This window comes from Amycolatopsis sp. NPDC088138 (genome assembly GCF_044741685.1).
Lineage (GTDB): Bacteria > Actinomycetota > Actinomycetes > Mycobacteriales > Pseudonocardiaceae > Amycolatopsis.
In genome coordinates, this window is the sequence record NZ_JBIUTB010000002.1 from 1463890 (window position 1) to 1489308 (window position 25419).

At 71.4% G+C, this 25419-nt stretch carries 22 protein-coding genes; 15 read left to right on the plus strand and 7 right to left on the minus strand.

The window, feature by feature from the left end:
- Positions 1 to 40 precede the first annotated feature (40 nt).
- From ACIOD2_RS14520 to hrpA, 5 genes are all read left to right on the plus strand, one after another.
- On the plus strand, positions 41 to 1507 hold the full coding sequence (locus ACIOD2_RS14520; RefSeq protein WP_400537781.1) for an APC family permease: 1467 nt from the start codon (positions 41 to 43) through the stop codon (positions 1505 to 1507).
- Positions 1504 to 2076, plus strand: a complete 573-nt coding sequence (locus ACIOD2_RS14525) for a GNAT family N-acetyltransferase (RefSeq protein WP_400537783.1) — start codon at positions 1504 to 1506, stop codon at positions 2074 to 2076. The genes ACIOD2_RS14520 and ACIOD2_RS14525 overlap by 4 nt, the downstream gene beginning before the upstream one ends.
- 46 nt (positions 2077 to 2122) lie before the next feature.
- Entirely contained in the window at positions 2123 to 3286 is a 1164-nt protein-coding gene (locus ACIOD2_RS14530) for a lactate 2-monooxygenase (protein ID WP_400537785.1), read from the plus strand.
- A gap of 128 nt (positions 3287 to 3414) precedes the next feature.
- Positions 3415 to 3756 (plus strand): hypothetical protein, encoded by a 342-nt coding sequence (locus tag ACIOD2_RS14535; protein ID WP_400537787.1) that lies wholly within the window; start codon positions 3415 to 3417, stop codon positions 3754 to 3756.
- Positions 3757 to 3896: 140 nt separating this feature from the next.
- The gene (gene hrpA, locus ACIOD2_RS14540; RefSeq protein ID WP_400537789.1) at positions 3897 to 7790 is read left to right on the plus strand and encodes an ATP-dependent RNA helicase HrpA; all 3894 of its coding nucleotides are present in this window, start codon (positions 3897 to 3899) and stop codon (positions 7788 to 7790) included.
- Positions 7791 to 7980: 190 nt separating this feature from the next.
- On the opposite strand, the gene ACIOD2_RS14545 is transcribed toward hrpA, so the two are convergent.
- Positions 7981 to 9681 carry a bifunctional 3'-5' exonuclease/DNA polymerase gene (locus ACIOD2_RS14545; RefSeq protein WP_400537791.1) on the minus strand — a complete coding sequence of 567 codons (1701 nt, stop codon included), beginning with the start codon at positions 9679 to 9681 and terminating at the stop codon, positions 7981 to 7983.
- 142 nt (positions 9682 to 9823) lie between these two features.
- Between ACIOD2_RS14545 and ACIOD2_RS14550 the strand changes: the two genes are divergently transcribed.
- The gene (locus ACIOD2_RS14550; RefSeq protein ID WP_400537792.1) at positions 9824 to 11458 is read left to right on the plus strand and encodes an acyl-CoA synthetase; all 1635 of its coding nucleotides are present in this window, start codon (positions 9824 to 9826) and stop codon (positions 11456 to 11458) included.
- Positions 11459 to 11461: 3 nt separating this feature from the next.
- On the opposite strand, the gene ACIOD2_RS14555 is transcribed toward ACIOD2_RS14550, so the two are convergent.
- Positions 11462 to 12403: a hypothetical protein gene (locus tag ACIOD2_RS14555; protein WP_400537794.1), complete on the minus strand. Its 942-nt coding sequence runs from the start codon at positions 12401 to 12403 to the stop codon at positions 11462 to 11464.
- Between the two features lie 389 nt (positions 12404 to 12792).
- Between ACIOD2_RS14555 and ACIOD2_RS14560 the strand changes: the two genes are divergently transcribed.
- Genes ACIOD2_RS14560 through ACIOD2_RS14575 form a run of 4 tightly spaced genes read left to right on the plus strand, consistent with a single transcriptional unit; the run spans position 12793 to position 16185 of the window.
- Positions 12793 to 13545, plus strand: a complete 753-nt coding sequence (locus ACIOD2_RS14560; protein WP_400537796.1) for an SDR family oxidoreductase — start codon at positions 12793 to 12795, stop codon at positions 13543 to 13545.
- Entirely contained in the window at positions 13542 to 14606 is a 1065-nt protein-coding gene (locus ACIOD2_RS14565) for a phosphotransferase family protein (RefSeq protein ID WP_400537798.1), read from the plus strand. Before ACIOD2_RS14560 ends, ACIOD2_RS14565 begins: the two co-directional genes overlap by 4 nt.
- The gene (locus ACIOD2_RS14570) at positions 14607 to 15263 is read left to right on the plus strand and encodes a histidine phosphatase family protein (protein ID WP_400537800.1); all 657 of its coding nucleotides are present in this window, start codon (positions 14607 to 14609) and stop codon (positions 15261 to 15263) included.
- Positions 15264 to 15273: 10 nt separating this feature from the next.
- Positions 15274 to 16185, plus strand: a complete 912-nt coding sequence (locus tag ACIOD2_RS14575) for an SMP-30/gluconolactonase/LRE family protein (protein ID WP_400537802.1) — start codon at positions 15274 to 15276, stop codon at positions 16183 to 16185.
- On the opposite strand, the gene ACIOD2_RS14580 is transcribed toward ACIOD2_RS14575, so the two are convergent.
- Genes ACIOD2_RS14580 through ACIOD2_RS14600 form a run of 5 tightly spaced genes read right to left on the minus strand, consistent with a single transcriptional unit; the run spans position 16172 to position 20462 of the window.
- Positions 16172 to 16654, minus strand: a complete 483-nt coding sequence (locus tag ACIOD2_RS14580) for a hypothetical protein (RefSeq protein WP_400537804.1) — start codon at positions 16652 to 16654, stop codon at positions 16172 to 16174. The genes ACIOD2_RS14575 and ACIOD2_RS14580 overlap by 14 nt on opposite strands.
- 41 nt (positions 16655 to 16695) lie before the next feature.
- On the minus strand, positions 16696 to 17523 hold the full coding sequence (locus tag ACIOD2_RS14585) for an enoyl-CoA hydratase family protein (protein ID WP_400537806.1): 828 nt from the start codon (positions 17521 to 17523) through the stop codon (positions 16696 to 16698).
- Positions 17520 to 18212: an SDR family NAD(P)-dependent oxidoreductase gene (locus ACIOD2_RS14590; protein WP_400537808.1), complete on the minus strand. Its 693-nt coding sequence runs from the start codon at positions 18210 to 18212 to the stop codon at positions 17520 to 17522. The genes ACIOD2_RS14585 and ACIOD2_RS14590 overlap by 4 nt, the downstream gene beginning before the upstream one ends.
- Positions 18209 to 19717 (minus strand): benzoate-CoA ligase family protein, encoded by a 1509-nt coding sequence (locus tag ACIOD2_RS14595; protein ID WP_400537810.1) that lies wholly within the window; start codon positions 19715 to 19717, stop codon positions 18209 to 18211. The genes ACIOD2_RS14590 and ACIOD2_RS14595 overlap by 4 nt, the downstream gene beginning before the upstream one ends.
- Positions 19710 to 20462 (minus strand): creatininase family protein, encoded by a 753-nt coding sequence (locus ACIOD2_RS14600; RefSeq protein ID WP_400537812.1) that lies wholly within the window; start codon positions 20460 to 20462, stop codon positions 19710 to 19712. The genes ACIOD2_RS14595 and ACIOD2_RS14600 overlap by 8 nt, the downstream gene beginning before the upstream one ends.
- A 48-nt stretch (positions 20463 to 20510) precedes the next feature.
- Here ACIOD2_RS14600 and ACIOD2_RS14605 point away from each other — a divergent pair, with 48 nt between their 5' ends.
- The 5 genes from ACIOD2_RS14605 (at position 20511) to ACIOD2_RS14625 (ending at position 25341) form a co-directional block, all read left to right on the plus strand.
- Positions 20511 to 21326, plus strand: coding sequence for a PaaX family transcriptional regulator C-terminal domain-containing protein (locus ACIOD2_RS14605; protein WP_400537814.1), 816 nt, complete (start codon positions 20511 to 20513; stop codon positions 21324 to 21326).
- On the plus strand, positions 21323 to 22117 hold the full coding sequence (locus ACIOD2_RS14610; protein ID WP_400537816.1) for a tryptophan 2,3-dioxygenase: 795 nt from the start codon (positions 21323 to 21325) through the stop codon (positions 22115 to 22117). The genes ACIOD2_RS14605 and ACIOD2_RS14610 overlap by 4 nt, the downstream gene beginning before the upstream one ends.
- Positions 22114 to 23304 carry a kynureninase gene (locus ACIOD2_RS14615; RefSeq protein ID WP_400537818.1) on the plus strand — a complete coding sequence of 397 codons (1191 nt, stop codon included), beginning with the start codon at positions 22114 to 22116 and terminating at the stop codon, positions 23302 to 23304. Before ACIOD2_RS14610 ends, ACIOD2_RS14615 begins: the two co-directional genes overlap by 4 nt.
- Positions 23305 to 23467: 163 nt before the next feature.
- The gene (locus ACIOD2_RS14620) at positions 23468 to 24541 is read left to right on the plus strand and encodes a Glu/Leu/Phe/Val dehydrogenase dimerization domain-containing protein (protein ID WP_400537820.1); all 1074 of its coding nucleotides are present in this window, start codon (positions 23468 to 23470) and stop codon (positions 24539 to 24541) included.
- Positions 24538 to 25341 (plus strand): serine hydrolase, encoded by an 804-nt coding sequence (locus ACIOD2_RS14625; protein ID WP_400537822.1) that lies wholly within the window; start codon positions 24538 to 24540, stop codon positions 25339 to 25341. The genes ACIOD2_RS14620 and ACIOD2_RS14625 overlap by 4 nt, the downstream gene beginning before the upstream one ends.
- The last annotated feature ends 78 nt before the right edge of the window (positions 25342 to 25419 follow it).

The following is a 25419-nucleotide window of genomic DNA, read 5'->3' on the forward strand; positions in this document are numbered from 1 at the left end:
CGCCCGGCGGCGGGCAGGTTTTCGATGCGGGGAAAGGTTCATGCGCACGCACACGCCGGAACGGCGCGGCCTCGGCACCCGGCGGCTCGGTGCCGCCCAGATCGTGTTCTTCATCGTCGCGGCGGCAGGTCCGCTGTACGCGGTCGCCGGCGGGGTTTCGGCGACTTACGCTGTGACAGGCAGCATCGGCGTGCCACTTTCGTTCGTGGTGCTGGCTCCGGTGCTCGCGTTGTTCGCCGTCGGTTACGCCGCGATGAGCCGGTACATCACGAACGCCGGCGCGTTCTACCCGTACGTCGCGCACGGGATCGGGAAATCGGCGGGCACCGGTGTCGCGTACGTCACGGTGGTCGCCTACAGCTCGATCCAGCTCGGGATCTACGGCATCTTCGGCCTTTCCGTTTCGGCGTGGCTCGGCATGCTGTTCGGCGTGACCGTGCCGTGGTGGCTGGTCGCGCTGCTGACGGTGCTGGTCGCCGGTGCGGCCGGGGTGCTGCGCATCGACCTCAACGCGAAGGTGCTCGGCGTCGCGCTGGCTCTGGAAGTCGTCGTGCTGATCGTGGCCGACGCCGGGATGTTCGCGCACCCGGCGGGCGGCCACGTTTCGCTGACACCGCTTTCGCCGTCGAGCCTGTTCACTGCCGGTGTCGGCGCCGTCTTCGCTTTTTCCATCGCCGTTTTCCTCGGTTTCGAAGGCGCCGCGACCTACGGCGAGGAATGCCGCGACCCGAGCCGGACGGTCGGCCGCGCGACGTACATCGCGATCGGCCTGACCGCGGTGCTGTTCGTCGTTTCCGCACTCGGGATGGCGGTCGCGACCGGGCCGGACCACATCGTGGAACGGGCCGCCGCCGAAGGGCCGGGACTGTTGTTCGGTATCGCCGGGGAACACCTCGGTCCGGTGTTTTCCCACGTGGCCTACGTGTTGTTTCTGACCAGCCAGTGCGCCGCGATGCTGAGTTTCCACAACGCGGTCTCCCGCTACTTCTTCGCGCTCGGCCGGGAAGGGCTGCTGCCCGTCGGGTTCAGCCGCACGAGCAAGCGCACCGGCGCGCCGATCGGGGGCTCCCTGGTCCAGACCACGATCGCGTTCGTCGTCGTCGCGGTGTTCGCGCTGGCCGGCCGTGACCCGTTCACGGACCTGTTCACCTGGACCGGCGTCACCGCGTCGACCGGCGTCACGATCATCATGATCGCGGTTTCGCTGTCCGTGGTCGGCTTCTTCCGGCGGCACCCGGGTGCGGAAACGCCCTGGCGGAGCCGGTTCGCGCCGCTGCTGGCGGCGTTGGCGCTGAGCGTCATCCTGGTGCTGATCGTCGCCCACTTCGACGTCCTGCTCGGCCCGGAGGGCGCGAACCCGCTGCTGCGCTGGGGCCTGCCGGGGCTGCTGGTGCTGGCCGGGCTGGTCGGCTTCCTGCGGGCCGAGTCGCTGCGCACCCGGCGCCCGGACGTCTACGCCGGGATCGGCGGTCCGGTCCGCGAAGCCGAGGAGCTGGTGAGCCGATGAGCGACGTCCGGTCCGCGGGTCCGTCCGAAGTGGACGCCGTCGTCGGCGTCCTCGTCGCGGCGTTCCAGGACGACCCGATGAGCCGCTGGGTCTTCCCGGGCGACGACCGCCGCCGCACCCGCGCCCACCCGGCGTTCTTCCGCGCGCTCGCCGAGCTCGGCATCGCGACCGGGAACGTCGACGTGACCACCGACCACACGGCCGCGGTGATCTGGACCCCCGCCGGCGGTGAGATCGACGGCGACTTCCTGATCCCGGGGCTCGACGACGACGAGCTGCACCGGCTGGGCGCGCTGCTCGGCCTGATGGCCACCCGCGAGCCGCGCGAACCGCACTGGCACGCGCAGTTCATCGGCGTCCTGCCCGGCCGCCAGCGGGAAGGCCTCGGCGAGCGGCTGCTCCGCCACGGCCTCGACCGCTACGACGCCGAGGGCGCGTGGACCTACCTCGAAGCCAGCTCACCGGAGAGCGCGCGGCTCTACCGGCGCCTGGGGTTCACCGACCACGGGCCCGCCTTCGCCCCACCCGGCGGACCGCCGATGCAACCCATGCAGCGTCTCCCCGGCTGAGCCGTACCGGCGAGTACAGTGCGCCTTCGAACGCGAGGAGGCAGACGTGACCGAACGCTTCGGCAGCTACCAGAACGAGCTCTACCTGCAGGGACTCGGTGGTCAGCTGCCGCCGTGCTCGACCGACGCGACGAAGCTCGAAGCGTCGGCCCGCGAGGTCATGGCGCCCGGCCCGTTCTCCTACGTCGCGGGCGCGGCCGGCTCCGGCGCGACCGCGCTGGCCAACCGCGAGGCGTTCGACCGCTGGCGCGTCGTGCCGCGGATGCTGACCGGCGCCACCGACCGCGACCTCTCGACCACGGTGCTCGGCACGCGGCTGCCCGCGCCGGTGGCCGTCGCCCCGGTGGGTGTCCAGTCGATCGTGCACCCGGACGCCGAGTCCGCCACCGCCCGCGCCGCCGCCTCGGTCGGCCTGCCGTTCATCCTGTCCACGGCGTCGTCGACCGGCATCGAGGACGTCGCCGAGGCCAGCGGCGACGGCCCGCGCTGGTTCCAGCTGTACTGGCCCGGCGACCCGGACGTCTGCGCGAGCCTGCTGGCCCGGGCGAAGGCGGCCGGCTACACCGCGCTGGTCGTCACGCTCGACACGTGGACGCTGGCCTGGCGGCCGTCCGATCTGGACCAGGCGTACCTGCCGTTCCTGAAGGGTGAGGGCCTGGCCGTCGGGTTCACCGACCCGGTGTTCCGCGGCCTGCTGGAGAAGACGCCGGAGGAGGACCCGCCCACCGCGATCCTGCGCTGGATCGGCCTGATCACCGGCTCCGACCGGACCTGGGACCAGCTGCCGTTCCTGCGTGAGCACTGGGACGGCCCGATCGTGCTCAAGGGCATCCAGCACGTCGGGGACGCGCGCCGCGCGGCCGAGGCCGGGATGGACGGCATCGTCGTGTCCAACCACGGCGGCCGCCAGGTCGACGGCGCGATCGGCGCGCTGGAGGCGTTGCCGGGCATCGTCGCGGCGGTCGGCGACCGGCTGGAGGTGCTGTTCGACTCGGGCGTCCGCACCGGCGCCGACGTCCTCAAGGCGCTCGCGCTGGGCGCCCGGGCGGTGCTGCTGGGCCGCCCGTGGGTCTACGGGCTGGCGCACGCGGGCGAGGACGGCGTGCGCCACGTGCTGCGGAGCCTGCTGGCCGACTTCGACCTGACGATGGGACTTTCCGGCCACCGCACCCTCGCCGACCTGGGCCCGGACTCGCTCCAGCGGACGTGAGGTAACAAAACGGGAAATCCGGGGACAAGGCACGGGCCGGTCGTTATCGTTCGAGTCCCATTGCGGGCCGTCGGGGGCGGCCGGCTCCCATTTTCCTTGCCCGTTGGGGGTTCTCCTTGTCTTCCATCATGATGCGGATCGGCATCCTGTTCGCCGTCCTCGGCTTCGGCACCTTCGTCCTCGAGCAGTTCGACATGGAGTTCCGGCTGCTCTCGTGGGCCGACGACATGCAGCCGACGTTCGGGATCGTGCTGGGCCTGGTCGGCGTCGCGCTGATCGTCGGCGCGCTGGTGCTCGGCCGGTCCAAGGCCACGCCGCAGCCGCAGCAGCAGTTCGCGCAGCAGCCGCCGGCGCCGGGCGCCCCGCAGGGCTACCCGGGCCAGCCGCAGCAGCAGTTCCCGGGCCAGGCCCCGCAGCAGCAGCCGTACGCCCAGCAGCAGCACCCGCAGCAGCCCGGCCAGCCCGGCTGACGCTCGTCGTCCGTGAAGGCCACCTTGAGGGACTCAGAGTCCCTCAAGGTGGCCTTCACGGCGTTTCGGGGTGCCGCCGGTCACGCCACGGGGATATTCAGGAGCCCGCGTCGTCACGCACGGCTATTCTTGGACCGAGTATGTCCACACCATCCCCTTTCGAAGCGCTGCGTGCGCGCCTGCCCGAGCTGATGCCGCGCGACGAGCACCGGCTGCGCAGGCGGCTCGACGGTGCCCGCAAGGCCCGCGACCGTGACTCCGCCCTCGCCAGGATCGCCGCCGACGTCGACGCCGCCGAGCTGCGCCTGCTGTCGCGCCGCGAGAGCGTGCCCAAGATCGAATACCCCGAAGAACTGCCGGTCAGCAGGCTCAAGGACGAGATCGGCGCGGCCATCGCCGCGCACCAGGTCGTGATCGTCGCGGGGGAGACCGGCTCCGGCAAGACCACCCAGCTGCCGAAGATCTGCCTCGAGCTGGGCCGCGGCGTCCGCGGGCAGATCGGGCACACGCAGCCGCGGCGGCTGGCCGCGCGCACGGTCGCCGACCGGATCGCGAGCGAGCTGAAGACCGAGCTGGGCGACACCGTCGGCTACAAGGTGCGGTTCACCGACCAGTCCGGGCAGGACACCCTGGTCAAGCTGATGACCGACGGCATCCTGCTGGCCGAGATCCAGACCGACCGGTCGCTGCTCCAGTACGACACGCTGATCATCGACGAGGCCCACGAGCGCAGCCTCAACATCGACTTCATCCTCGGCTACCTCAAGCAGCTGCTGCCGCGGCGTCCCGACCTCAAGGTCATCATCACCTCGGCGACCATCGACCCGGAGCGCTTCTCGAAGCACTTCGACAACGCGCCGATCGTCGAGGTCTCCGGCCGGACGTACCCGGTCGAGGTCCGTTACCGGCCGCTGGTCGACCCGGAAGACCCCGAAGGGGACGACGAGCGCGACCAGACCCAGGGCATCCTCGAGGCCGTCGAAGAGCTGTGCGCCGAGGGCCCGGGCGACGTCCTGGTGTTCCTCTCCGGCGAGCGCGAGATCCGCGACACCGCGGACGTGCTCAACCGCGCCGACCTGCGGGGCACCGAGGTCCTGCCGCTGTACGCGCGGCTGTCGGCGGCCGACCAGCACCGGGTGTTCCAGCAGCACACCGGGCGCCGGGTCGTGCTCGCGACCAACGTCGCCGAGACGTCGCTGACCGTGCCGGGCATCAAGTACGTCGTCGACCCGGGCACCGCGCGCATCTCGCGCTACAGCCACCGCACGAAGGTCCAGCGGCTGCCGATCGAGCCGGTGTCGCAGGCGTCGGCGAACCAGCGCAAGGGCCGCTGCGGCCGGACGTCCGACGGCATCTGCGTCCGGCTCTACTCCGAAGAGGACTTCGAGGCGCGGCCCGAGTTCACCGACCCGGAGATCCTGCGGACCAACCTGGCCTCGGTCATCCTGCAGATGACGTCGCTGGGGCTGGGCGACATCGCGGCGTTCCCGTTCGTCGAACCGCCGGACCGCCGCCAGGTCACCGACGGCGTCGGCCTGCTGCAGGAGCTGGGCGCGTTCGACAGCGCGGCCGCCGGGAACAGCGACCGCCGGCTCACCGACATCGGCCGCAAGCTCGCGCAGCTGCCGGTCGACCCGCGGATGGGCCGGATGGTGCTGGAGGCCGCGCGGAACGGGTGCGTCCGCGAGGTGATGATCATCGCGGCCGCGCTGTCCATCCAGGACCCGCGCGAGCGGCCGTCCGAGAAGCAGCAGCAGGCCGACCAGCAGCACGCGCGGTTCGCCGACCCGACGTCGGACTTCCTCGCCTACCTGAACCTGTGGGAGTACGTCTCCGAGCAGCAGAAGGCGTTGTCCAGCAACCAGTTCCGCCGGCTGTGCCGCAACGAGTACCTCAACTACCTGCGCGTGCGCGAGTGGCAGGACATCTTCAGCCAGCTCCGTCAGCTGGCCAAGCCGCTCGGCATCTCGCTGAACACGAACACCGACGCGGTCGACCCGCAGAAGGTGCACACGTCGCTGATCGCCGGGCTGCTCTCGCACATCGGGCTCAAGGACCCGGCGAAGGGCGACTACCTGGGCGCGCGCGGCGCGCGGTTCGGCGTGTTCCCCGGTTCGGCGCTGTTCAAGAAGCAGCCGCGATGGGTGATGTCGGCCGAGCTGGTCGAGACGTCCCGGCTGTGGGCGCGGGTCAACGCGCGCATCGAGCCGGAGTGGGTCGAGCCGCTGGCGCAGCACGTCGTCAAGCGCAACTACTCCGAGCCGCACTGGGAACGCAAGCAGGGCGCGGTGATCGCGATCGAGAAGGTGACGCTCTACGGCGTCCCGCTGATCGCCGACCGGCGCGTCAACTACGGCCGGATCGACCCGGAGATGTCGCGGGCGCTGTTCATCCGGCACGCGCTGGTCGAGGGTGACTGGCAGACGCGCCACCACTTCTTCGCCGAGAACCGGGCGCTGCTGGAGGAGGTCGAGGACCTCGAGAACCGCGCCCGGCGCCGCGACATCCTGGTCGACGACCAGACGCTGTACGAGTTCTACGACGCCCGGGTCCCGGCGGACGTGGTGTCGGTGCGGCACTTCGACACGTGGTGGAAGAAGACCCGCCACGAACAGCCGGACCTGCTCTCGTTCGAGAAGTCCATGCTCATCAACGAAACCGCGGGCGGCGTCCGGGAGGGCGACTACCCCGACTCGTGGACGCAGGGCACGCAGGTCTTCAAGCTGACGTACCAGTTCGAGCCGGGCGCGGACGCCGACGGCGTCACCGTGCACATCCCGCTGCCCGTGCTGAACCAGGTCACCGAGGACGGTTTCGACTGGCAGGTGCCGGGCCTGCGGCCGGAACTGGTGACGCAGCTGATCAAGTCGCTGCCGAAGGCCTTGCGCCGCAACTTCGTCCCGGCGCCGGACACCGCCAAGTACGTCCTTTCGCGAGTGTCGCCTTCGGACGGTCCGCTGCTGGAGGTGCTCGGCCGCGAGCTGCGTGCGTTGCGCGGGATCACGATCCCGTATGCCGACTGGGATCTCGCGTCGGTGCCGGACCACCTGAAGGTGACGTTCCGGGTCGTCGACGAGCGCGGCAAGCGCGTCGCCGAGGGCAAGGACGTCTCGCTGCTGCAGCTCAAGCTGGCGCCGAAGGTCCGGGAGACCATCTCGAAGGCGGCCAACAGCCTGGAGAAGGCGGGCCTGACGAAGCCGTCGTTCGGTTCCCTGCCCCGGGTTTTCGCATCGACGCAGCGTGGTCACGACGTCAAGGCGTACCCGGCGCTCGTCGACGAAGGCGCGTCGGTGGCGGTGCGGATGCTGGACACGCCGGCCCAGCAGGAGCACGCGATGTGGGCGGGCACGCGGCGGATGCTGCGGCTGAACCTGAGCTCGCCGATGAAGTTCATCACGCGGTCGCTGACCAACTCGTCGAAGCTGGTGCTGAACCGCAACCCGCACGGCAGCGTCGCGGCGCTGCTGGAGGACTGCGTCGACTGCGCGGTGGACTCCCTGATGGCGGCGGGCGGCGGCCCGGCGTTCGACGAGACGGGCTTCAAGGTACTGCTGGAGAAGGTCCGGGCGGGCCTGCACCCGGCGGTGCTGGACGTCCTGACCGACGTGGAGAAGATCCTCCGCGCGGCCAACGACGTCGAGGTGGCACTGCCGTCGACCCGCGGCCCGGCGGAGTCCCTGGCGGACATGCGGTCTCAGCTGTCCGGCTTGGTCTACCCGGGTTTCGTGACTGCTACAGGTGCTTCGCGGCTGCGCAACGTGGTCCGTTACCTGCAGGGCATTTCGCGGCGCCTGGAGAAGCTGGTCTCGGAGCAGACCCGCGACCTCCAGCGCACGGCGGACATCGCGTGGATCACCGGGGAATACCGCGAGGCTCTCGCTTCCCTCCCGCCTGGCACGTCGTCACCCGCGCTCGACGAGGTCCGCTGGATGATCGAGGAACTGCGGGTCTCGTTCTTCGCCCAGACCCTGGGCACGGCCCACCCGGTCTCGCTGAAACGCATCACCAAGGCCCTGGACGACGCCCTCGCCTGACCCGTGTCGTCCATCCAGGTACGAGTGTCGTCCACTCAGGTACGAGTGTCGTCCCTCCGATCACGAGTGATGGCCCTCCAAGCACGCGAGTCCGGTGTACCGGAACGGCGAACTCGCGTACCTGGGTGGACGACACGCGTACCTGGATGGACGACACGCGAGTTCTCGCGTGATTGGGGGGTCGGCACGGTTACTTGGCGTCGGCGTAGGTGTCGACCGGGGCGATGTGCATCGGGAAGCGGACCGGGCAGGCCTCGCCGAACAGCATCGTGGCTGCCTCCGCGATGCTGTCCATAATGGACTCCGATACGACAGAGGCCAGCTCCGAGGGCGTGTGGACGATCACCTCGTCGTGCTGGAAGAAGACCAGGTGGGCGGGAGACGGCAGGCGGCGGCGCAGCGTCGCGAGCATCACCGCCGTCATGTCCGCCGCGCTGGCCTGGACGACGAAGTTGCGCGTGAAGCGGCCCCAGCCTCGCGACGCGCGGCGGGCCTTCAGCTCCGCCGCTTCGTCCGAGGCCAAGCCGCCGGTGAGGGCCCGCCACGCCGCGGAAGGGGCGGGGGACGTGCGGCCGAGACGGGAACGGACGCGCTCACCGCGCTCACCCGCCTGGGCCGCGTGCTCCACATAGGACACCGCGTCCGGGAACCGCTGGCGCAGCAACGCCAGTAGCGGCCCCGCCTCCCCGGACGTGCCGCCGTACATCGCCGACAGCATCGCGATCTTCGCGCGCGCCCGGTCGTCTCGGTCGTCGTCCGGTGACAACGGGACCCAGCGGGCGCCCGAGAACAGCGCTTCGCCGAGGCGCGCGTACAGGTCCGTCGCCGCCGCGACGTCGGCCAGCCGGCGGTCGCCCGACAACGCCGTCAGCACCCGGGGTTCCAGCTGGGCGGCGTCGGCCACCACCAGCTTCCAGCCCGGGTCCGCCCGGACGCACGTGCGCAGCACCTTCGGGATCTGCAGCGCCCCGCCGCCGCGGCTGGCCCACCGCCCGGACACCACGCCGCCGACGACGTAGTGCGGGCGGAACCGGCCGTCGGCGACCCACTCGTCGAGCCACGTCCAGCCGTTCGCGGTGTAGAGCCGCGACAGCTCCTTGTACTCCAGCAGCGGCCCGACCGCCGGGTGGTCGATGCCCTTGAGGAAGTACTTCCGCGCCGACGGCACCTCGATCCCGGCGCGCGCCAGCGCCCGGACGACGCTGGGTGGCGAGTCCGGGTTCACCGCCCGGCCGCCGAACGCCTCGGTGATCTTCGCCGCCAGCTCGACCAGCACCTTCGGCCGCTCGCCGGCCCGCACCCGCGGGCCGAGCCGCGCGGTCAGCAGCTCCTCGTGCAGGTCGGCGCGCCAGGGCAGGCCGTCGGCCGACATCTCCACCGCGGCCAGCGCGCTCGCCGACTCCGCGGCCAGCAGCAGCCGGAACCGGTCCGGGTACTCGGTCGCCGCGACCCGCCGCTCCTGCTCGGCGAGCACGCGCTGGACCGCCGTGACGACCGTCACGCCCTCGGGCAGGGTCGGCATCCGGGTGTCGAACAGCGTCGGCTGCGCCAGCTCGACGTCCGCCGAATCCGACGGCGGTTCCTCACCGTTCGCCCTGGCCCAGGCCGCGCGCAGGCTCCGCGACTGCCCCTCCTGACCCGCGTGCGCCAGCAGCAGCCCCTCCGCCAGCGCGAGGTCGTGACAGCGCCGCACCCGCACCCCGGCCGCCACCAGCACCGGATAGGTGCCCTCGACCGACGGGAACACCCACCGCGGCCCGAGCGAAGCCTCCAGCTCCCGGGCCAGCGCCGCGAAACCCGCCTCGTCCAGGCCGGACACGGTCGGCGACGTCGAGGACGGCGAATGCACGGTGAAGCTCCCGTCCTCCTCCCGCCCGGCGATCACCTGCACGAACACATTGTGCCGACCAGCACCGACAGTTTCGGAGGGAGCACGTCTGGTGCGGGCGCGGCGGGCTTGGTTTACTGTCGAGTAGCCCCCATACCGCCGGTACGGCGTGGGGCGCTCTTCCCGCAGCAACGGAGGTGCCTGGATGAGCCTGGTCGCGCTCGCCACGCAGGTGGCGGACAAGGTGGCCGAGACGGCGCGCAGTGTCGACGTGATGAGGCGGGCGGGGTTGGTGCCCTTCCCCCGCGTCGACGAAGGCCTCCGGTCGCTGGTCGCGATCCGCAAGTACGGGCCGTTCGCCGGCGCCAACCACATCTCCGCGCGCCGCGACCCGACCGCCGTCGGCATCGTCGACGAGGTCGGCCCGCTCACCTACAAGCAGCTCGACGACCAGTCGAACGCGCTGGCCAGGGCCTGGTCGGAGCGCGGGATCAAGCCCGGCCAGGTCGTCGCCGCGCTCTGCCGCGACCACCGCGGCCTGGTGCTGACGATGGCCGCGGCCGGCAAGCTCGGCGTCCGCCTCCTGCTGATGAACACCGGGTTCGCGAAGCCGCAGCTGGCCGACGTCGCGAAGCGCGAGAACGTCACCGCGCTCGTGTACGACCAGGAGTTCACCGGCCTGCTCGACGCCATCCCGGAGAACGTCGACCGCTACCTCGCCTGGGTGGACGCCGACAGCGACCTGTCCGCCCGGGACGTCCCGGTGCTCGCCGAGATCATCGCCAGCACCGACGACCGGCCGTGGCCCGCGCCGGCCAAGCCGGGCGGGTTCGTGCTGCTGACCAGCGGTACCACCGGGACGCCGAAGGGCGCGCCCCGGCCGCACACCTCGGCGCTGGCGTCCGCGCAGTTCCTCGACCGGATCCCGTTGCGCGCCAACGAAGCCACGTACATGGGCGCGCCGCTGTTCCACGGCACCGGGCTGTCGCAGTTCATCCTGTCCTTCGCACTCGGCTCGACGGTCGTGATGCGCCGCAAGTTCAGCCCGGAGGAGACGCTGCGCGGGGTGGCCGAGCACAGGTGCACCGCGCTGGTGCTCGTGCCGACCATGCTGCAGCGCATCGTCGACCTGCCGAAGGACGTCCTCGACCGGTACGACACGTCGTCGCTGCGGATCATCTTCGTCGCCGGCTCGGCGCTGTCGCCGGACCTCGGCAACCGCGCCAACGAGGCGTTCGGACCGGTCGTGCACAACCTGTACGGCTCGACCGAGGTCGCCGTGGCCACCGTCGCGACGCCGGAGGACTGGGTGCGGGCGCCCGGAACGGTCGGCCGTGCGCCGGTCGGCTGCAAAGTCGCGCTGTACGACGAAAAGGGCGGCCGGATCACCGAACCGCACGTGACCGGCCGGGTGTTCGTCGGCAGCGGGCTCAGCTTCGGCGGCTACACCGACGGCCGCCACAAGGAGATCATCGACGGCCTGCTCTCCAGCGGCGACGTCGGCCACTTCGACGAGGACGGCCTCCTGTTCATCGACGGCCGCGACGACGAGATGATCGTCTCCGGCGGCGAGAACGTGTTCCCGATCGAGGTGGAGAACCTCCTGGTCGAGCGCGAGGACGTCCTCGAGGCCGCGGTGATCGGCGTCAAGGACCCGGAGTTCGGCCAGCGGCTCAAGGCGTTCGTCGTCCTGGCCGACGGCGCGGACCTCGACGTCGACGCCGTCCGCGACTACGTCAAGGCGAACCTGGCGCGCTACAAGGTGCCCCGCGACGTCGAGTTCCTGGACGAGCTGCCCCGCAACGCGACCGGGAAGGTGTTGCGCACCAAGCTGTCCTGAGGCTCAGTCCCAGTCGATGCCGAAGACGCCGGGGCCGAAGTCGAGGGCCACCGCGTGGACGCCGTCGCCGCCGTCGAGCTTGAGGCGGCGGCGGGTGAGCGTGCCGCCGCTGCCGTGGTGGGCGTACTGCCAGCAGCGGTCCGGCGCGGTGCCCGGCGCGAACCGGACCTCCAGGAGGTATTCGCGCACCGGGCGGCGGAACTCGCGGTAGTGGGTGTTGCGGCACTCCGGGTACGGCGGCCCGCTGTTGGTCAGCGTGTACTCGATCAGGTGCGTCTCGCCGCGGTTGATCGGCTGGTCGAAGACGAGTTCGGCGACGACGAGGCCGTGCGCCTCGTCGACCTCGGCCCGGCCGATCCGGCAGTTGCGCACCGCGTGCAGCTCCGGCGGCCCGGCGGCCGGGTCGTCCTGCGTGTAGACCAGCAGCCACCGGTCCTGCCCGTCGGAACCGGCCTGGAACACCGCACGGGCGGTCACCGAGCGCTGGCCGCCGTCCTCGGCGATCTCGCACAGGTCGTGCAGGCCGACCAGCTTCAGCGGGTGCTGGCGCTCGAGCGCGTTCGGCGCGCCCACCTTGTCGAGCAGCGGCTGCAGCACCTCGATGGGGAACGACATCGGCTCGCCGCCGGCTTGGCGCTTGCCGGCGCCGCCACGGGGGCGGGGCGGGGGCAGCAGGCCGAGCAGGGACCCGGCGGGGACGTCGAGGATCTCTTCGAGCGTGCGCACGGCCGACAGGGAGCTCTGCCGCTCCGGCTGCCGCTTGCCGGACTGCCAGTAACTGAGGGCGGTGACGCTGACGACGACGCCGCGGGCCCGCAGCCGGGCCTGGATCCGGTCGAGCGACAGCCCGCTGGTGGCGATGGCGGCGCGCAGCTGGGCGGCGAACGCGGTGCGTTCACCCTCCTGGTCGCCACTCACCACGTGGTCCGCCGTACTGCCCGCCATTGCCGATCCGACCCGCCCCGTGCCGTCTCCCGACGCTCCCCGACAGGTGCACGTTAGCAGGATTCCGGGCCCGGTCCGCCTCCCTCTTCGCGTGGGCCGCAGACCGCTTCGGACGTGCGTCCACTCGGGCGAACGGGCTAGTACTGGCAACTGTGAACCATTGCCCCGGCCTGGGCGGACGCGCTTGTATGACCTTGCCTGCGCCGACGGTCCGGCCTCCCCTCACGGGCCGTCCGGGCGCGGGGAACCCGGCCGCGAGAGCGGTTCCGGCTCCGGTCTGCCCGGCCGCGTTGTGCGACCGGCCGGGATGGCCGCGCGATGACCGGTGGCCCGGCGACGCCCCCAGCGCCGGGCCACCGGTCTTATTACCTACGGGTAGCATTCCAGCCATGACGCTCCGCAAGAACATCCTGATCACGGGCGCGAGCAGCGGGCTCGGCGAGGGCATGGCCAGGCAGTTCGCGGCGAAGGGACGCAACCTGGCGCTGTGTGCCCGGCGCACGGAGCGGCTCGAGAAGCTGGCCGCCGAGCTCACCGCGGCCCACCCCGGGATCAAGGTCGTCACCCGCAAGCTCGACGTCACCGACCACGACAGCGTGTTCGCCGTCTTCGAGGAGTTCCGCGCGGAGCTGGGGTCCCTCGACCGGGTGATTGTGAACGCCGGGCTCGGGAAGGGGCAGCCGGTCGGCAAGGGCCGGTTCGACGCCAACCGCCAGACCCTCGAAGTCAACTTCGTCGCGGCCGCCGCGCAGATCGAGGCGGCCGCCGGGATCTTCCGCGAGCAGGGCTCCGGGCACATCGCCGTCGTCTCGTCGTTCAGCGCGATCCGCGGCCTGCCGGGCAACCTCACCGCGTACGCCGCGTCGAAGGCGGGCATCTCGGCGTTCGTCGACGGCACGCGTGCGGAGCTGGCGCGCAAGGGCATCAAGGTCACCGACATCCGGCCGGGCTACATCGAGTCCGAGATGAACGACCGGATCGGCCGGAACCCGTTGCTGGCCAAGGCCGAGAGCGGGGCCCGGGCCCTGGTGAAGGCGGTCGAGAAGGAAGGCGCGCGGGCCTACGTCCCGGCGTGGCCGTGGGTGCCGTTGAGCCTGGCGATGCGCGTGGTTCCGGTCTGGATCCTGCGGAGGTTCGCGTGAGCGCCGACAGCACGGTCGACGTCCGCGCCGAGGACGCCTTCGACGCCGCCGCGGTGCACGAGTGGCTGGCCGCCCGCGTCGAGGGCCTCGGCGCCGAGCCGCCGCGGGTCCGGCAGTTCCCCGGCGGCGCGTCGAACCTGACGTACCTGCTGACCTACCCGGACCGCGAGCTGATCCTGCGCCGCCCGCCGGCCGGGCACAAAGCGGCGTCGGCGCACGACATGCGGCGCGAGTACCGCGTGCAGCACGCGCTCAAGCCGGTGTTCCCGTACGTGCCGAAGATGCTCGCGTTCGGCGACGACCCGGCGGTGCTCGGCGGCGACTTCTACGTCATGGAGAAGCTCGACGGCCTCATCCTGCGCGGCAACCTCCCCGAGGGCATGACGCTGGCGCCGGAGCAGGCGCGCGAGCTGTCCGGCAAGGTCGTCGACCGGCTGGTCGACCTGCACGCGGTCGACGTCGAACGCGCCGGGCTGAGTGACCTCGGCAAGGGCGCGGGGTACGTCGAGCGGCAGATCCGCGGCTGGTCGGACCGGTTCACCGCCGCGCGCACGGACAACGTCGGCGACTTCGCCGAGGTGCGCGCGTGGCTGGCTTCGAACCAGCCCGGTGAGGTCAAGATCTGCCTGATCCACAACGACTACCGGCTCGACAACCTGGTGCTGGACGGGCCCTCGACGTTGAACATCGCCGGCGTCCTCGACTGGGAGATGGCGACGCTCGGCGACCCGCTGATGGAGCTGGGCAGCATGCTGGCCTACTGGGTGCAGGCCGATGACGACGACGTCATGCAGGCCAGCCGCCGCCAGCCGACGCATCTGCCGGGCATCTTCACCCGCGAGGAGTTCGTCGCGCGCTACGCCGAGAAGACCGGGCTCGCGATCGGCGACTGGCGGTTCTACGAGGTCTACGGCCTGTTCCGGCTCGCGGCGGTGCTGCAGCAGCTCTACCGGCGCTACCATGACGGCGCCACGCGCAACCCGGCGTTCAAGGACTTCTGGCAGTTCGTCGGGTACCTCGACTGGCGCTGCCGCGAGATCATCGCGAAGGGGAGTGTCTAGGTGGGCGCGATCTACCTGGTCCGGCACGGGCAGGCGTCGTTCGGCGCGGCGGACTACGACGCACTGTCCCCGCAGGGCTTCGAACAGTCCACTGTGGTTGGTGCGGAACTCTTGCGCCGCAACGTCTCCTTTAGTCAGGTTCGGTCGGGCACCCTTGCGCGCCAACGGGACACCGCGGCGACGGCGTTGAAGGTGCTCGGCTCCGACGTCCCGGTGGTCGAGGACCCGCGCTGGAACGAGTACGACCACGTCGACATCGGCCTGCACCACGCCGGCGGCGCGCCGCAGGAGGACTCGCGCGCCTACCAGGGCGTGCTGGACCGGGCGCTGACCGCGTGGATCGAGGCCGGCTCCTCGGGGCCGTGCGCGGAGACGTGGCCGGCGTTCCTCGCGCGGTGCCGCGGCGCGCTGGAGGACCTGGTGGCGGCGCTGGGCAAGGGGGAGCACGCGGTCGTGTTCACCTCCGGCGGTGTGATCGCCACCGTCTGCGGTGCGCTGCTGGGGACGCCGGAGGTCGGCCTGCTCAAGCTCAACCGCGTCACGGTCAACGGCGGGATCACCAAGCTGGTGTCGGGGCGCGGCGGTGTCACGATGCTGTCGTTCAACGAGCACCCGCACTTCGAGGCCGACGCGGCCCAGCTGCTCACCTACCGGTAGGAGACGTCCGATGCGGTTCGGCCCTGTCACGCTCGTCGAGATCGGCGGCCACGGCCCGGAGGACGTCGTCCTCGACGCCGAAGGCCGGATCTACACCGGCGTCGACGACGGCCGCATCCTGCGGCACACCGCGGACGGCCGCGGTGCCGAGACCATCGCCGACACGGGCGGCCGTCCCCTCGGCCTGGAGCTGTACGGCGACGACGAGCTGCTGATCTGCGACGCACGCGCCGGGCTGCTGGTGGTGCCGCTGGCCGGCGGCAAGCCGAAGACCCTGGCGACGTCCGCCCTGGGCCTGGACTTCGTGTTCTGCAACAACGCCGCGGTCGCCGCGGACGGGACGGTCTATTTCACGGACTCCTCGCGCCGCTTCGGCATCGACAACTGGCGCGACGACCTCATCGAGCAGACCGCGGGCGGCCGCCTGCTGCGCCGCACCCCGGACGGCGCGATCGACCTGGTCCTCGACGGCCTCCAGTTCGCCAACGGCGTCGCGCTGGCCCCGGACGAGTCGTTCGTGGCGGTCGCGGAGACGGGCGCCTGCCGGGTGACGCGCGCCTGGCTGGACGACGGCCGTTCCGACGTCCTCGTCGACGACCTGCCGGGCTTCCCGGACAACATCTCCACGGGCACGGACGGCCTGATCTGGATCACCCAGGCGTCCCCGCGCGTAGCCGCTCTGGACGTGGTCCGGCGCCTCCCGGCTTTCGCGCGCGCCGGCGTCCGCGCGCTGCCGACGTGGCTCCAGCCCCGCCCGGGCCGCGAGGTCGGCGTCTTGGGCGTCGCGGCGGACGGCAAGGTGGAACACGAGCTGCGCGGCACGATCGACGGCTTCCACATGCTGGTGGGCGTCCGCGAGTGGCGAGGTCAGCTGTACTTCGGGTCGCTGGAGGAGTCGAAGATCGCGGTCACCCGGGTCTGAGTCGCTGCCACGTCCGCCGCACCCGGCGCCGGAGCGTCCCCTGGCGCACGAGACGGGCGTCGATCCGGGACCACTGCCGGCCCGCCGCGTCCGTGAATTCTAGGCCGCGCACGGCGCAGTCTTCGGCCGTTTCGAGCAGGACGAGGGTTTCGCCCGGGCCGACCGCGTGTTCGTATCGGGGCTTCCGGTGCCCGTCGGTGTCCGCACCGAACACCTTCGAAAACCGGAGCTTCGCCGGGGTGCGGTAGCCGACTGTCCACCAGATCCGCAGGTCGGTGCAGGGCAGGTCGCCGGCGTTCTTGACCACGACGCGGTGGAGTTCGCCGTCCGCTCGGCCGCGCTGGACCCACGCGGCGACCCGGTCGGCCTGGGCACGGATCTTCTCCCGCCGGTCACGGAAGAGCACGATGAGCGTGAGGACGAGCGCGATTCCGCCGAAGTACGCCGGAACGCTGCCCCAGTCGATCATCGGACGAGCATAGTGCGCGGCAGCTGTCCGGAGCCGGACCGTCAGCGGCCGGTCCACCGGGGTTCGCGCCCGGCGGACCAGGCCGCGTAGAACTCCTTGTGGTCCTTCGCCGTCATCAGCAGGGCCTGGGTCATCGCTTCCAGCTCGATCGCGCTGCCCAGGTCCATGTCCAGCTCTCGGGTCAGCAGCACCTTGGTCGTCGCGTACGCCAGGGCCGGGCCGTCCGCCAGGCGGCGGGCCAAGGCGGTGGCCGCGGCCGGGAGTTCGGCGTCGGGAACCACCTGCGTGGCCAGGCCGATTTCCGAAGCCCGTGCCGAGGACACCTTGTCGCCCAGGATCAGCAGTTCCGTCGCGCGGCCCAGGCCGACCAGGCGCGGCAGGAGGTACGCCGAGCCCATGTCCGCACCGGCCAGGCCGACCTTCGTGAACAGGAAGGCGAACTTCGCCGACTCCGCCAGCAGCCGGAAGTCGCTCGCCAGGGCGATCACCGAACCCGCGCCCGCCGCGACGCCGTTGACCGCCGCGATCACCGGCAGCGGGCACTCGCGCAGGGCCTTCACGACCGCGCCCGTCATGCGCGTGAACTCCAGCAGCTCCGCCGTCTCGAACTTCTGCAGCTCGCCGATGATCTCCTCGACGTCACCGCCCGAGCAGAACCCGCGCCCGCGGCCGGTGATCACCAGCACCCGCACGTCCTCGTGCTGCGGCAGCTCGGTGATCAGGTCCCGCAGGTCGGCGTAGACGTCGAACGTCAGCGCGTTCAGCTTCTCGGGCCGGTCGAGGGTCACGGTGGCGACGCCGTCGTCCACGGTGAACTCGAAGTGCTCCCACTCCTTCGTGAGCGGTGCGGTCGCGCGGAACGGGCTCATAGCTGGATTCCTCCGCCGTCGAGTACGAGGGTCTGGCCGTTGATCGCGGCGGCCTCGGGGGCCGCCAGGAAGGACACCGCGAACGCCACTTCGCCCGGTTCCAGCAGCCTGCCCAGCGGGGACGCCGACGCCAAAGCGGCCTCGGCCTCCTCGGAAGCACGCCCGGTGCGCTCCTGGATCCGCGCGACGGACGTCGCGGTCATGTCGGTGCGGACGAACGCCGGGCACACCGCGTTCGCCGTGACGCCGGTGCCGGCCAGCTCCGCCGCGACCGCCCGCATCAGCCCGGCCGCCGCGTGCTTCGACGCCGTGTAGCCGGCGGTGTAGCGGTAGCCGACGTGCGACGCCGTCGACGCCACCGTGACGATCCGGCCGCTGTCCCGTGAGCGCATCCCGGGCAGCACCGCGCGAGTGCACAGAAAAGCTCCCGTCGCGTTGACGTCGATCTGCTGCCGCCAATCGTCCAAAGTGGTCCGGGAAACCGGGGCGCTGGACGAGATCCCGGCGTTGTTGATCAGCACGTCCACCGGTCCCGCCGCCGCGAAGTACTCCGAGACGGCGTTCTCGTCGGTGACGTCGCACTCCGAGCGCCCCGGCGCGAGCACGGTGTCACCCGCGTCGCGGAACCGCGCGGCGATCGCGGCGCCGATGCCACGGGTACCGCCGGTGACGACGACCAGGCGGCTCACGGGCGGGCCGCCAGCGCGCGCCGGTCGAGCTTGCCGTTGGCGGTGCGGGGGAGTTCGGTCACGAAGACCACCTCACGGGGGTATTTGTGCTTGGCCAGGTGGGCTTTCGCGTGGTCCTTCAGCTCGTCCGCGGCCACCGACGCGCCGGGCCGCAGCACGACGTACGCGCGCGGCAGCACCAAGCCGTCGACCTCGTGGCCGACGACCGCGCAGTCCATCACGGCCACGTGGCCGAGCAGGCAGTCCTCGATCTCGCCGGGCGCGACGAACACGCCGCCGACCTTGAGCAGCGCGTCCGCGCGCCCGTGGTGCTTGAAGAACCCACCGGACCGGCTGAACAGGTCGCCGGACGTCAGCGTGTCGCCGTCGAACGTCTTCGCGGACTTTTCCGCGTCGCCGTAGTACTCCAGCGCGATCGTCGGCCCGGTCACCCGCAACGGCCCGATTTCGCCGTCCGGCAAGGGATTCCCGAGTTCGTCGACGACCTGCGCGGTGTAGCCGGGCACCTCGGTGCCGAGCGTCCCGAGCTGGGCCGCGCCGGGCCGGTTCGACAGGTAGATGTGGTACGCCTCGGACGACCCGATGCCGTCGACCACCGGCACCCCGAACGCCGCGTCCCACTTGCGGTGCAGCTCCGCGGGCAGCGCCTCGCCCGCCGACGTCGTCATCCGCAGGCAGCTCAGGTCCTGCTCCGCCGCGGCCGGGTGCGCGATCATCGCGCTCATCATGGTCGGCACGTTCACCAGCACGGTCGGCCGGTGGCGGGCGATCAGCTCGAAGATCAGGTCGGCCGTGCTGCGCTCGGGGAAGACGATCCCGGCCGCGCCGACGCCGAACGGGAACAGCGCCACCAGATCACGCGCGTACCCGAAGAACAGCTTGGGCACGGCCAGGATCCGGTCGTCCTCGCGCAGCCCGAGCACCTGGACGGCGTACCGCTCGAAGCTCTCTTTCGCACTTCGCAACGGATGCACACAGGCCTTGGGCGCACCGGTGCTGCCGGTGGTGAACTTCCAGATCCCGACGTCGTCCAGGGTGGTCGGCGCGGCTTCGAGTTCGTCGGACGCGGCGTCGAGCAGTGTCCCGAATGGATGCTCTGCCGGGAGCAGCTCACTCTCCGGCACGCCGGTGACCAGCAGGTTTTGCGCACCCGCCTCGCGGAGCGCGGGCAGCGTGACGGCGTCCGCGATCACCACCACGGCCTCGGTGTAGCCGAGGTAGTACGCGTAGTCCTTGGGCTGCAGGAACGGGTAGACCTCGGCGGTCACGGCCCCGATCTTCTGGGCGCCGTACCAGGTGGCGACGAACTCCTCGCCGTCGCTCAGCGCGAGCAGCACCCGCTGTCCACTTCGGACACCGGCGTCGCGCAGCACGTTCCCGGCCCGGTTGACCAGCTTCGCCAGCGCCGCGTAACCGACTTCCCGCGAGCCGACGAACAACGCGATCCGGTCCGTCGAGGCGTGCCGGTCGACGAAGTGCGTGGCGAGGTTGAACGGCTCAGGCACGGGCCAGCTCCCGGATCGCTTCCACCAGCAGATCGGTCAGGACCGAGAACGTCTCCTCGCCCTCCGCGGCCGTCGCTTCGGCGGGCTGGCCGCAGTAGGCGTCGGCCATCCCCATTTCGAGGAAACCACCGTCTTCAGGTGCCGAAGCCAGGCTGACCGGCACGTGCGGCAGCTCCCGCATCACGACCTGGTCGACCAGCTCGGGCCGGTCGGCCAGCACCAGCGACGTCTCGTACCGCCCGGCGTGGCACTCACCCGACCGGAACTCCTCGGTGAGGCGCTGCGCGTGCCGCCGCCGGACCAGGTCCAGCAGCGCGACGTGCCCGTCGTAGGCGAAGTTGAGCGTCTCCACCGCGCGCCGCAGCGTGACCAGGTGCGCGGGCTCGAAGTGGTTGTTGACCAGCAGGATCCGCGGTAGCCGCTGGCCGATCAGCGCGGATCCGACGTCCACGAGCAACGCGTGCAGCGTCTCCTCGCCGACGTGGATGCCGCCGGCGAACCCGGCCGCGAACCGCGTCACGCCGTACGGGATCTCCGGGAGGATCAGCACCTGGACGTCGTCGTCGGCGGCCAGCCGGGACGCCGCGCGCTCGCACATCCCGTGCGAGATCAGCGGGTCGGTCGCCAGCGGCGCGTGCGGGCCGTGCGGCTCGATCGCCCCCAGCGGGAGCAGCAGCACCGGGACGCGCGGGCCGTCCACGAGGGCGCCGACCTGCCGCGAGCTGAGGTCCGCGAAGTACGTCACGCAAATCAAGCTACACCGCAGCGGCCTGAGGTGTATAGAGTTGCGCCCGTGCCCGCCGACGCCTTCGAAGCCAGCCCTCAGGAGCTGGTCGTGACGTTGCTGGGCAGCTACGTGCACCCGCGCGAGACGCGCCGGGTGTGGTCGGGCGGCCTGGTCGCGGTGCTCGCCGAGCTGGGCTTTTCCGACGGCGCGGCCCGGATCGCGCTCACCCGCCTGGTGCGGCGCGGCCTGCTCACGCGCCACCGCGAAGGCCGCACGGTGCACTACTCGCTGACCCGCCGCACGGTCGCCCTGCTCGCCGACGGCGACCACCGGATCTTCTCCCTCGGCCGCCGCGAGCGGGCCGCCGGCGAGTGGACGGTGCTCTGGCAGAGCATCCCGGAGACGCGCCGCCAGGCCAGGGAACGCCTGGTCCGGCGATTGCGGTTCCTCGGGTTCGGGCCGTACCAGGACGGCACCTGGATCGCCCCGCACGACCGCGAGGCCGAGGTGCTCGCGCTGCTCGGCGAGCTGGACGTCACCGAGCACGCCGGGCTGCTGCTCGGCCGTCCGTCGGCCGCGCTGGACGTCCGCCGCTTCGCCGGCCGCGCCTGGGACCTCGACGAGCTGGCCGCGCGCTACACGGCGTTCGTCGAGCAGTTCGGGGGTTACCCCGGCCAAGAACTGGCCGACCAGACCGCGTTCGACGTCCGGACGCGGCTGGTGCACACCTTCCGCGCGTTCCCGTCGCTCGATCCGGAGCTGCCCGCCGACCTGGTGCCCGCACCGGATCACCGGGCGGCCGCCGTCGAGCTGTTCCACGATCTGTACACCGAGCTGGCTCCCGCTGCCCAGCGCCATTTCGACGAGGTGACCCGAGGATGACCGACATCGACTCCGCCACGCAGGAAGCCCTGAGCTACACCTCGTACCTGGCGCTGGACGAGGTGCTGGGTGCCCAGCGGCCGCGTTCGGAGGAGCACGACGAGCTGCTGTTCATCGTGATCCACCAGGTGTACGAACTGTGGTTCAAGCAGATGCTGCACGAAGCGACCTACCTGCAGGAGTGCCTCGAAGCGGGCACGACCGCGCACGCGATCCGCACCGTGCGGCGGATCCTGTCGATCCTCAAGGTCGCCGTCGCGCAGATCGACGTGCTGGAGACCATGACGCCCAGCCAGTTCACCAGCTTCCGCACCCGGCTGGACGCCTCCAGCGGGTTCCAGTCGGCCCAGTTCCGCGAGCTGGAAGCGGTGCTCGGGCGGCGCGACGAGCGCGTGTTCGCGCACTACCCCGAAGGCGGCGAGCAGCGGAAACGGATCTCCGGCGCGATGGCGCGGCCGTCGTTGTTCGACTCTTTTCTTGCGTACCTCAAGGCTTCTGGCTACCCGGTCGAGTGTGATCGAGACGTCACTCGACCGGTGGAGCCCTCCCCGGCCCTGCAGGCGATATTGCTGGACATGTACCGCGACGACGGCGGCCCGTCGGTCGTCGCCGAATGTCTGGTGGATCTCGACGAAGGGATGCAGGAGTGGCGCTACCGGCACGTGAAGATGGTCGAACGCACCATCGGCGACAAGACCGGGACAGGAGGATCGTCCGGCGCGACTTACCTGCGTACCACGCTTTTCCAGCCGATGTTCCCGGATCTCTGGGCAGTACGGAGCCGACTGTGACCACCTTGGACGATCTGCGCGCGGACGACAACGCCCTCGCGCCGCACTACACGCGGTTCTCGGTGCGGGAACGCCTCCTGCTGTCCGGGCATTCGCACCAGGCCTGGCCCGACGTCGCCGAAGAAGGGCTTCTCGAGTCCTTCGCGGACGCCGCCCGGGACGTCGACCTGAAGTGGGAACGCGCGTTCGCGAAGGCCGACGAGCTGCGCGCGGGCTTTCGCCTGCTGCTCGGCGACCCGCACGGCGAGTACGCACTCGGCGCGAGCACGCACGACCTCGTGCTGCGCTTCCTGTCGGCGATGGAGCTGCCGCGAAGACCACGGCTGGTCACCACCGAAGGCGAGTTCCACACGCTGCGCCGTCAGCTCGCGCGCCTCGAAGAGGAGGGCGTCGAGGTCGTGCGCGTGCCGGTCGAGCCGGTGACGACGCTGGCCGAGCGCGTCGCCGCCGAGGTCGACGACCACACGGCCGCGGTGCTCGTGTCGGCCGTGCTGTTCGAGACGTCCCGGCTGGTCCCGGGCCTCGCACACCTCGCCGACGCCTGCCGCGACCGCTCGATCGAGCTGGTCGTCGACGCCTACCACGCGCTCGGCGTGGTGCCGTTCCCGCTGCACGACCTGGGCCTGACCAACGCCTGGGTGCTCGGCGGCGGCTACAAGTACCTGCAGCTGGGCGAGGGCAACTGCTTCCTGCGGCTGCCCGCGCACGCCCAGGAGCTGCGGCCGGTGATCACCGGCTGGTACGCCGAGTTCGGCGCCCTTGCCGACGAACGGCGCGGCGGGGTCGCCTACGCCATGGGCGGCGACCGGTTCGCCGGCGCCACCTACGACCCGGCGAGCCACTACCGCGGCGCCCGCGTCCAGCGGTTCTTCGCCGAGCAGGGCCTCACGCCGGAGTTCCTCCGCGAGGTGTCGCAGCACCAGGTGGGCCTGCTCACCGACGTCTTCGACAAGCTCGCGCTGCCCGAGGACGTCGTCACCCGCGACCGCTCGGTGCCGTTGGAGCGGCTCGGCGGGTTCCTCTCGCTGCGCTCCGCCGACGCCGGTGCGCTGCAGGCCGCGCTGGCCGCCCAGGGCGTCCGCACCGACAGCCGGGGGCCGTACCTGCGCTTCGGCCCGGCGCCGTACCTGTCGGACACGCAGCTGGAGACGGCGATGGGCACGCTCGGCACGGTGGTGCGCGGCTGAGATTACCGGTCCGTATCGCGGGACCTGTACTGGTCCGGCGAGCGGAGGCGATCTAGGTTGGTGCCGGGAACCGCAGTCGGACGACCTCCGCGCTCGGTCCCGCCACCCCATCGAAGCGCGTCCCGGCCACGAACCGGACGCGGGAGACAAAGGAGTCACCACCGTGACCGAAGGAGTGTTCGCCCGGAGCTCCGGGCACGAACAGGTCGTGTACTGCCACGACGAAGCCAGTGGCCTGAAGGCCATCATCGGCATCTACTCCACGGCGCTCGGCCCCGCCTTGGGCGGGACGCGCTTCCACCCCTACGCCACCGAATCCGACGCACTCGACGACGTGCTCGCGCTGTCGAAGGGCATGGCGTACAAGAACGCGCTGGCCGGGCTCGACCTCGGCGGCGGCAAGGCCGTCATCATCGGCGACCCGAAGACGCTCAAGTCCGAAGCGCTGCTGCGCGCGTACGGGCGCTTCGTGCAGTCCCTCGGCGGCCGCTACATCACCGCTTGCGACGTGGGCACGTTCGTGCACGACATGGACGTCGTGGCCCGCGAATCCCGCTTCGTCACCGGCCGCTCGCCCGAGGACGGTGGCGCCGGCGACTCGTCCGTGCTGACCGCGTTCGGCGTCTTCCAGGGCATGCGCGCCTCGGCCGAGCACCTCTGGGGCAGCCCGGACCTGGCCGGCAAGCGCGTCGGCGTGGCCGGTGTCGGCAAGGTCGGGCACATTCTCGTGGGGCACCTGGTCGAGGCCGGGGCGCAGGTGACGATCACCGACGTCTACGCACCGGCGATTTCCCGCACGCTCTCGATCTACCCGACTGTGCAGGTCGCGTCCGATGTGGACACCCTGCTGCGCACCGAGCTGGACGTCTTCGCGCCGTGCGCGCTCGGCGGCGTGCTGAACGACGAGACCGTGCCGGTGCTCGGCGCCCGCATCGTGTGCGGCGCGGCGAACAACCAGCTCGCGCACGTGGGCGTCGACAAGCAGCTCGCCGACCGCGGGATCCTGTACGCGCCGGACTACCTGGTCAACGCCGGTGGCGTGATCCAGGTCGACGACGAGCGCCACGGTTTCGACTTCGCGCGCGCCAAGCGCAAGACGACCGCGATCTTCGACACGACGAAGGCCGTGTTCGCGCTGGCCGACGCCGACGGCGTGCCCCCGGCGACGGCGGCCGACCGGCTCGCCGAGCGCCGGATGGCGGAGGTCGGGCGGCTGCGGTCCATCATGACCGTGTGAGTCTTCCCGCTTTGTTCGAGGCGGTGGGCGTGCGGGGCTTCCTGCACGTCCGCCGGCTCGGTACGTCCGACTGTGTGAGTGTGGACGCCGACGAGCCGGTGGTGCTGGCGTCCGTGGTGAAGGTGGCGCTGGCGTTCGAGTTCGCCCGCCAGGTCGCGGCGGGCCTGCTCGACCCGGCGGACCGGGTCCGTGCCACGGCCGCCGACCGGCTCGGCGGCAGCGGCTCGGCCGGCTTCGCCGACGACGTTTCGTACAGCTTGCGGGACGCGGCCTTGCTGGCGTTGTCGGTGTCCGACAACACGGCCGCGGACCTGCTGTTCGACCGCGTCGGCGTGGAGAACGTCCGCTCGCTGCTGGCCGAGCTGGGCCTGACCCGCACGACGATCATCGGCGCCCCGCGCGACCTGCTGCGCACGATCATGGAGGACACGGCTTCCGGCGTTCCGTTGCGCGCCCTGGATCCGCTGCGCACCACGGCGAGCACCCCACGGGAGATGACGGGTCTCCTGTCGGCGATCTGGAGTGACGACGTCGCCGGCCCGCAGGTCCTCGGCTGGCTTTCGGCCCAGGTCAGCTGGCACCGCCTCACGGCGGGCTTCCCACCGGAGGTCACGGTCGCGGCCAAGACGGGCACGATGCCGGGCATCCGCAACGAGATCGGCATCGCAACCTACCCGGACGGCACGTCGTACGCGATCGCGGTGTTCACGGTCGGCGGCGCGGAAACGTTGCGGCGCCCGGACATCGACCGCGCGATCGGCGACGCGGCGCGGGCAGCGGTGGATCAGCTGCGCTCGTAGCCGGCGGTTGTCCACAGCCCCCTCGTGATGTGGACAACCCGGCTGCCCAGCGGCTCTCCGGGCGGTCTTGTCGGTGGG

What these genes read in the sequence shown, in the direction of transcription:
- ACIOD2_RS14520 (WP_400537781.1), top strand. Translation starts at nt 41, where the DNA reads ATGCGCACGCACACGCCGGAACGGCGCGGCCTCGGCACCCGGCGGCTC.
- ACIOD2_RS14525 (WP_400537783.1), top strand. Translation starts at nt 1,504, where the DNA reads ATGAGCGACGTCCGGTCCGCGGGTCCGTCCGAAGTGGACGCCGTCGTC.
- ACIOD2_RS14535 (WP_400537787.1), top strand. Translation starts at nt 3,415, where the DNA reads ATGATGCGGATCGGCATCCTGTTCGCCGTCCTCGGCTTCGGCACCTTC.
- hrpA (WP_400537789.1), top strand. Translation starts at nt 3,897, where the DNA reads ATGTCCACACCATCCCCTTTCGAAGCGCTGCGTGCGCGCCTGCCCGAG.
- ACIOD2_RS14550 (WP_400537792.1), top strand. Translation starts at nt 9,824, where the DNA reads ATGAGCCTGGTCGCGCTCGCCACGCAGGTGGCGGACAAGGTGGCCGAG.
- ACIOD2_RS14555 (WP_400537794.1), bottom strand. Translation starts at nt 12,403, where the DNA reads ATGGCGGGCAGTACGGCGGACCACGTGGTGAGTGGCGACCAGGAGGGT.
- ACIOD2_RS14560 (WP_400537796.1), top strand. Translation starts at nt 12,793, where the DNA reads ATGACGCTCCGCAAGAACATCCTGATCACGGGCGCGAGCAGCGGGCTC.
- ACIOD2_RS14575 (WP_400537802.1), top strand. Translation starts at nt 15,274, where the DNA reads ATGCGGTTCGGCCCTGTCACGCTCGTCGAGATCGGCGGCCACGGCCCG.
- ACIOD2_RS14580 (WP_400537804.1), bottom strand. Translation starts at nt 16,654, where the DNA reads ATGATCGACTGGGGCAGCGTTCCGGCGTACTTCGGCGGAATCGCGCTC.
- ACIOD2_RS14585 (WP_400537806.1), bottom strand. Translation starts at nt 17,523, where the DNA reads ATGAGCCCGTTCCGCGCGACCGCACCGCTCACGAAGGAGTGGGAGCAC.
- ACIOD2_RS14610 (WP_400537816.1), top strand. Translation starts at nt 21,323, where the DNA reads ATGACCGACATCGACTCCGCCACGCAGGAAGCCCTGAGCTACACCTCG.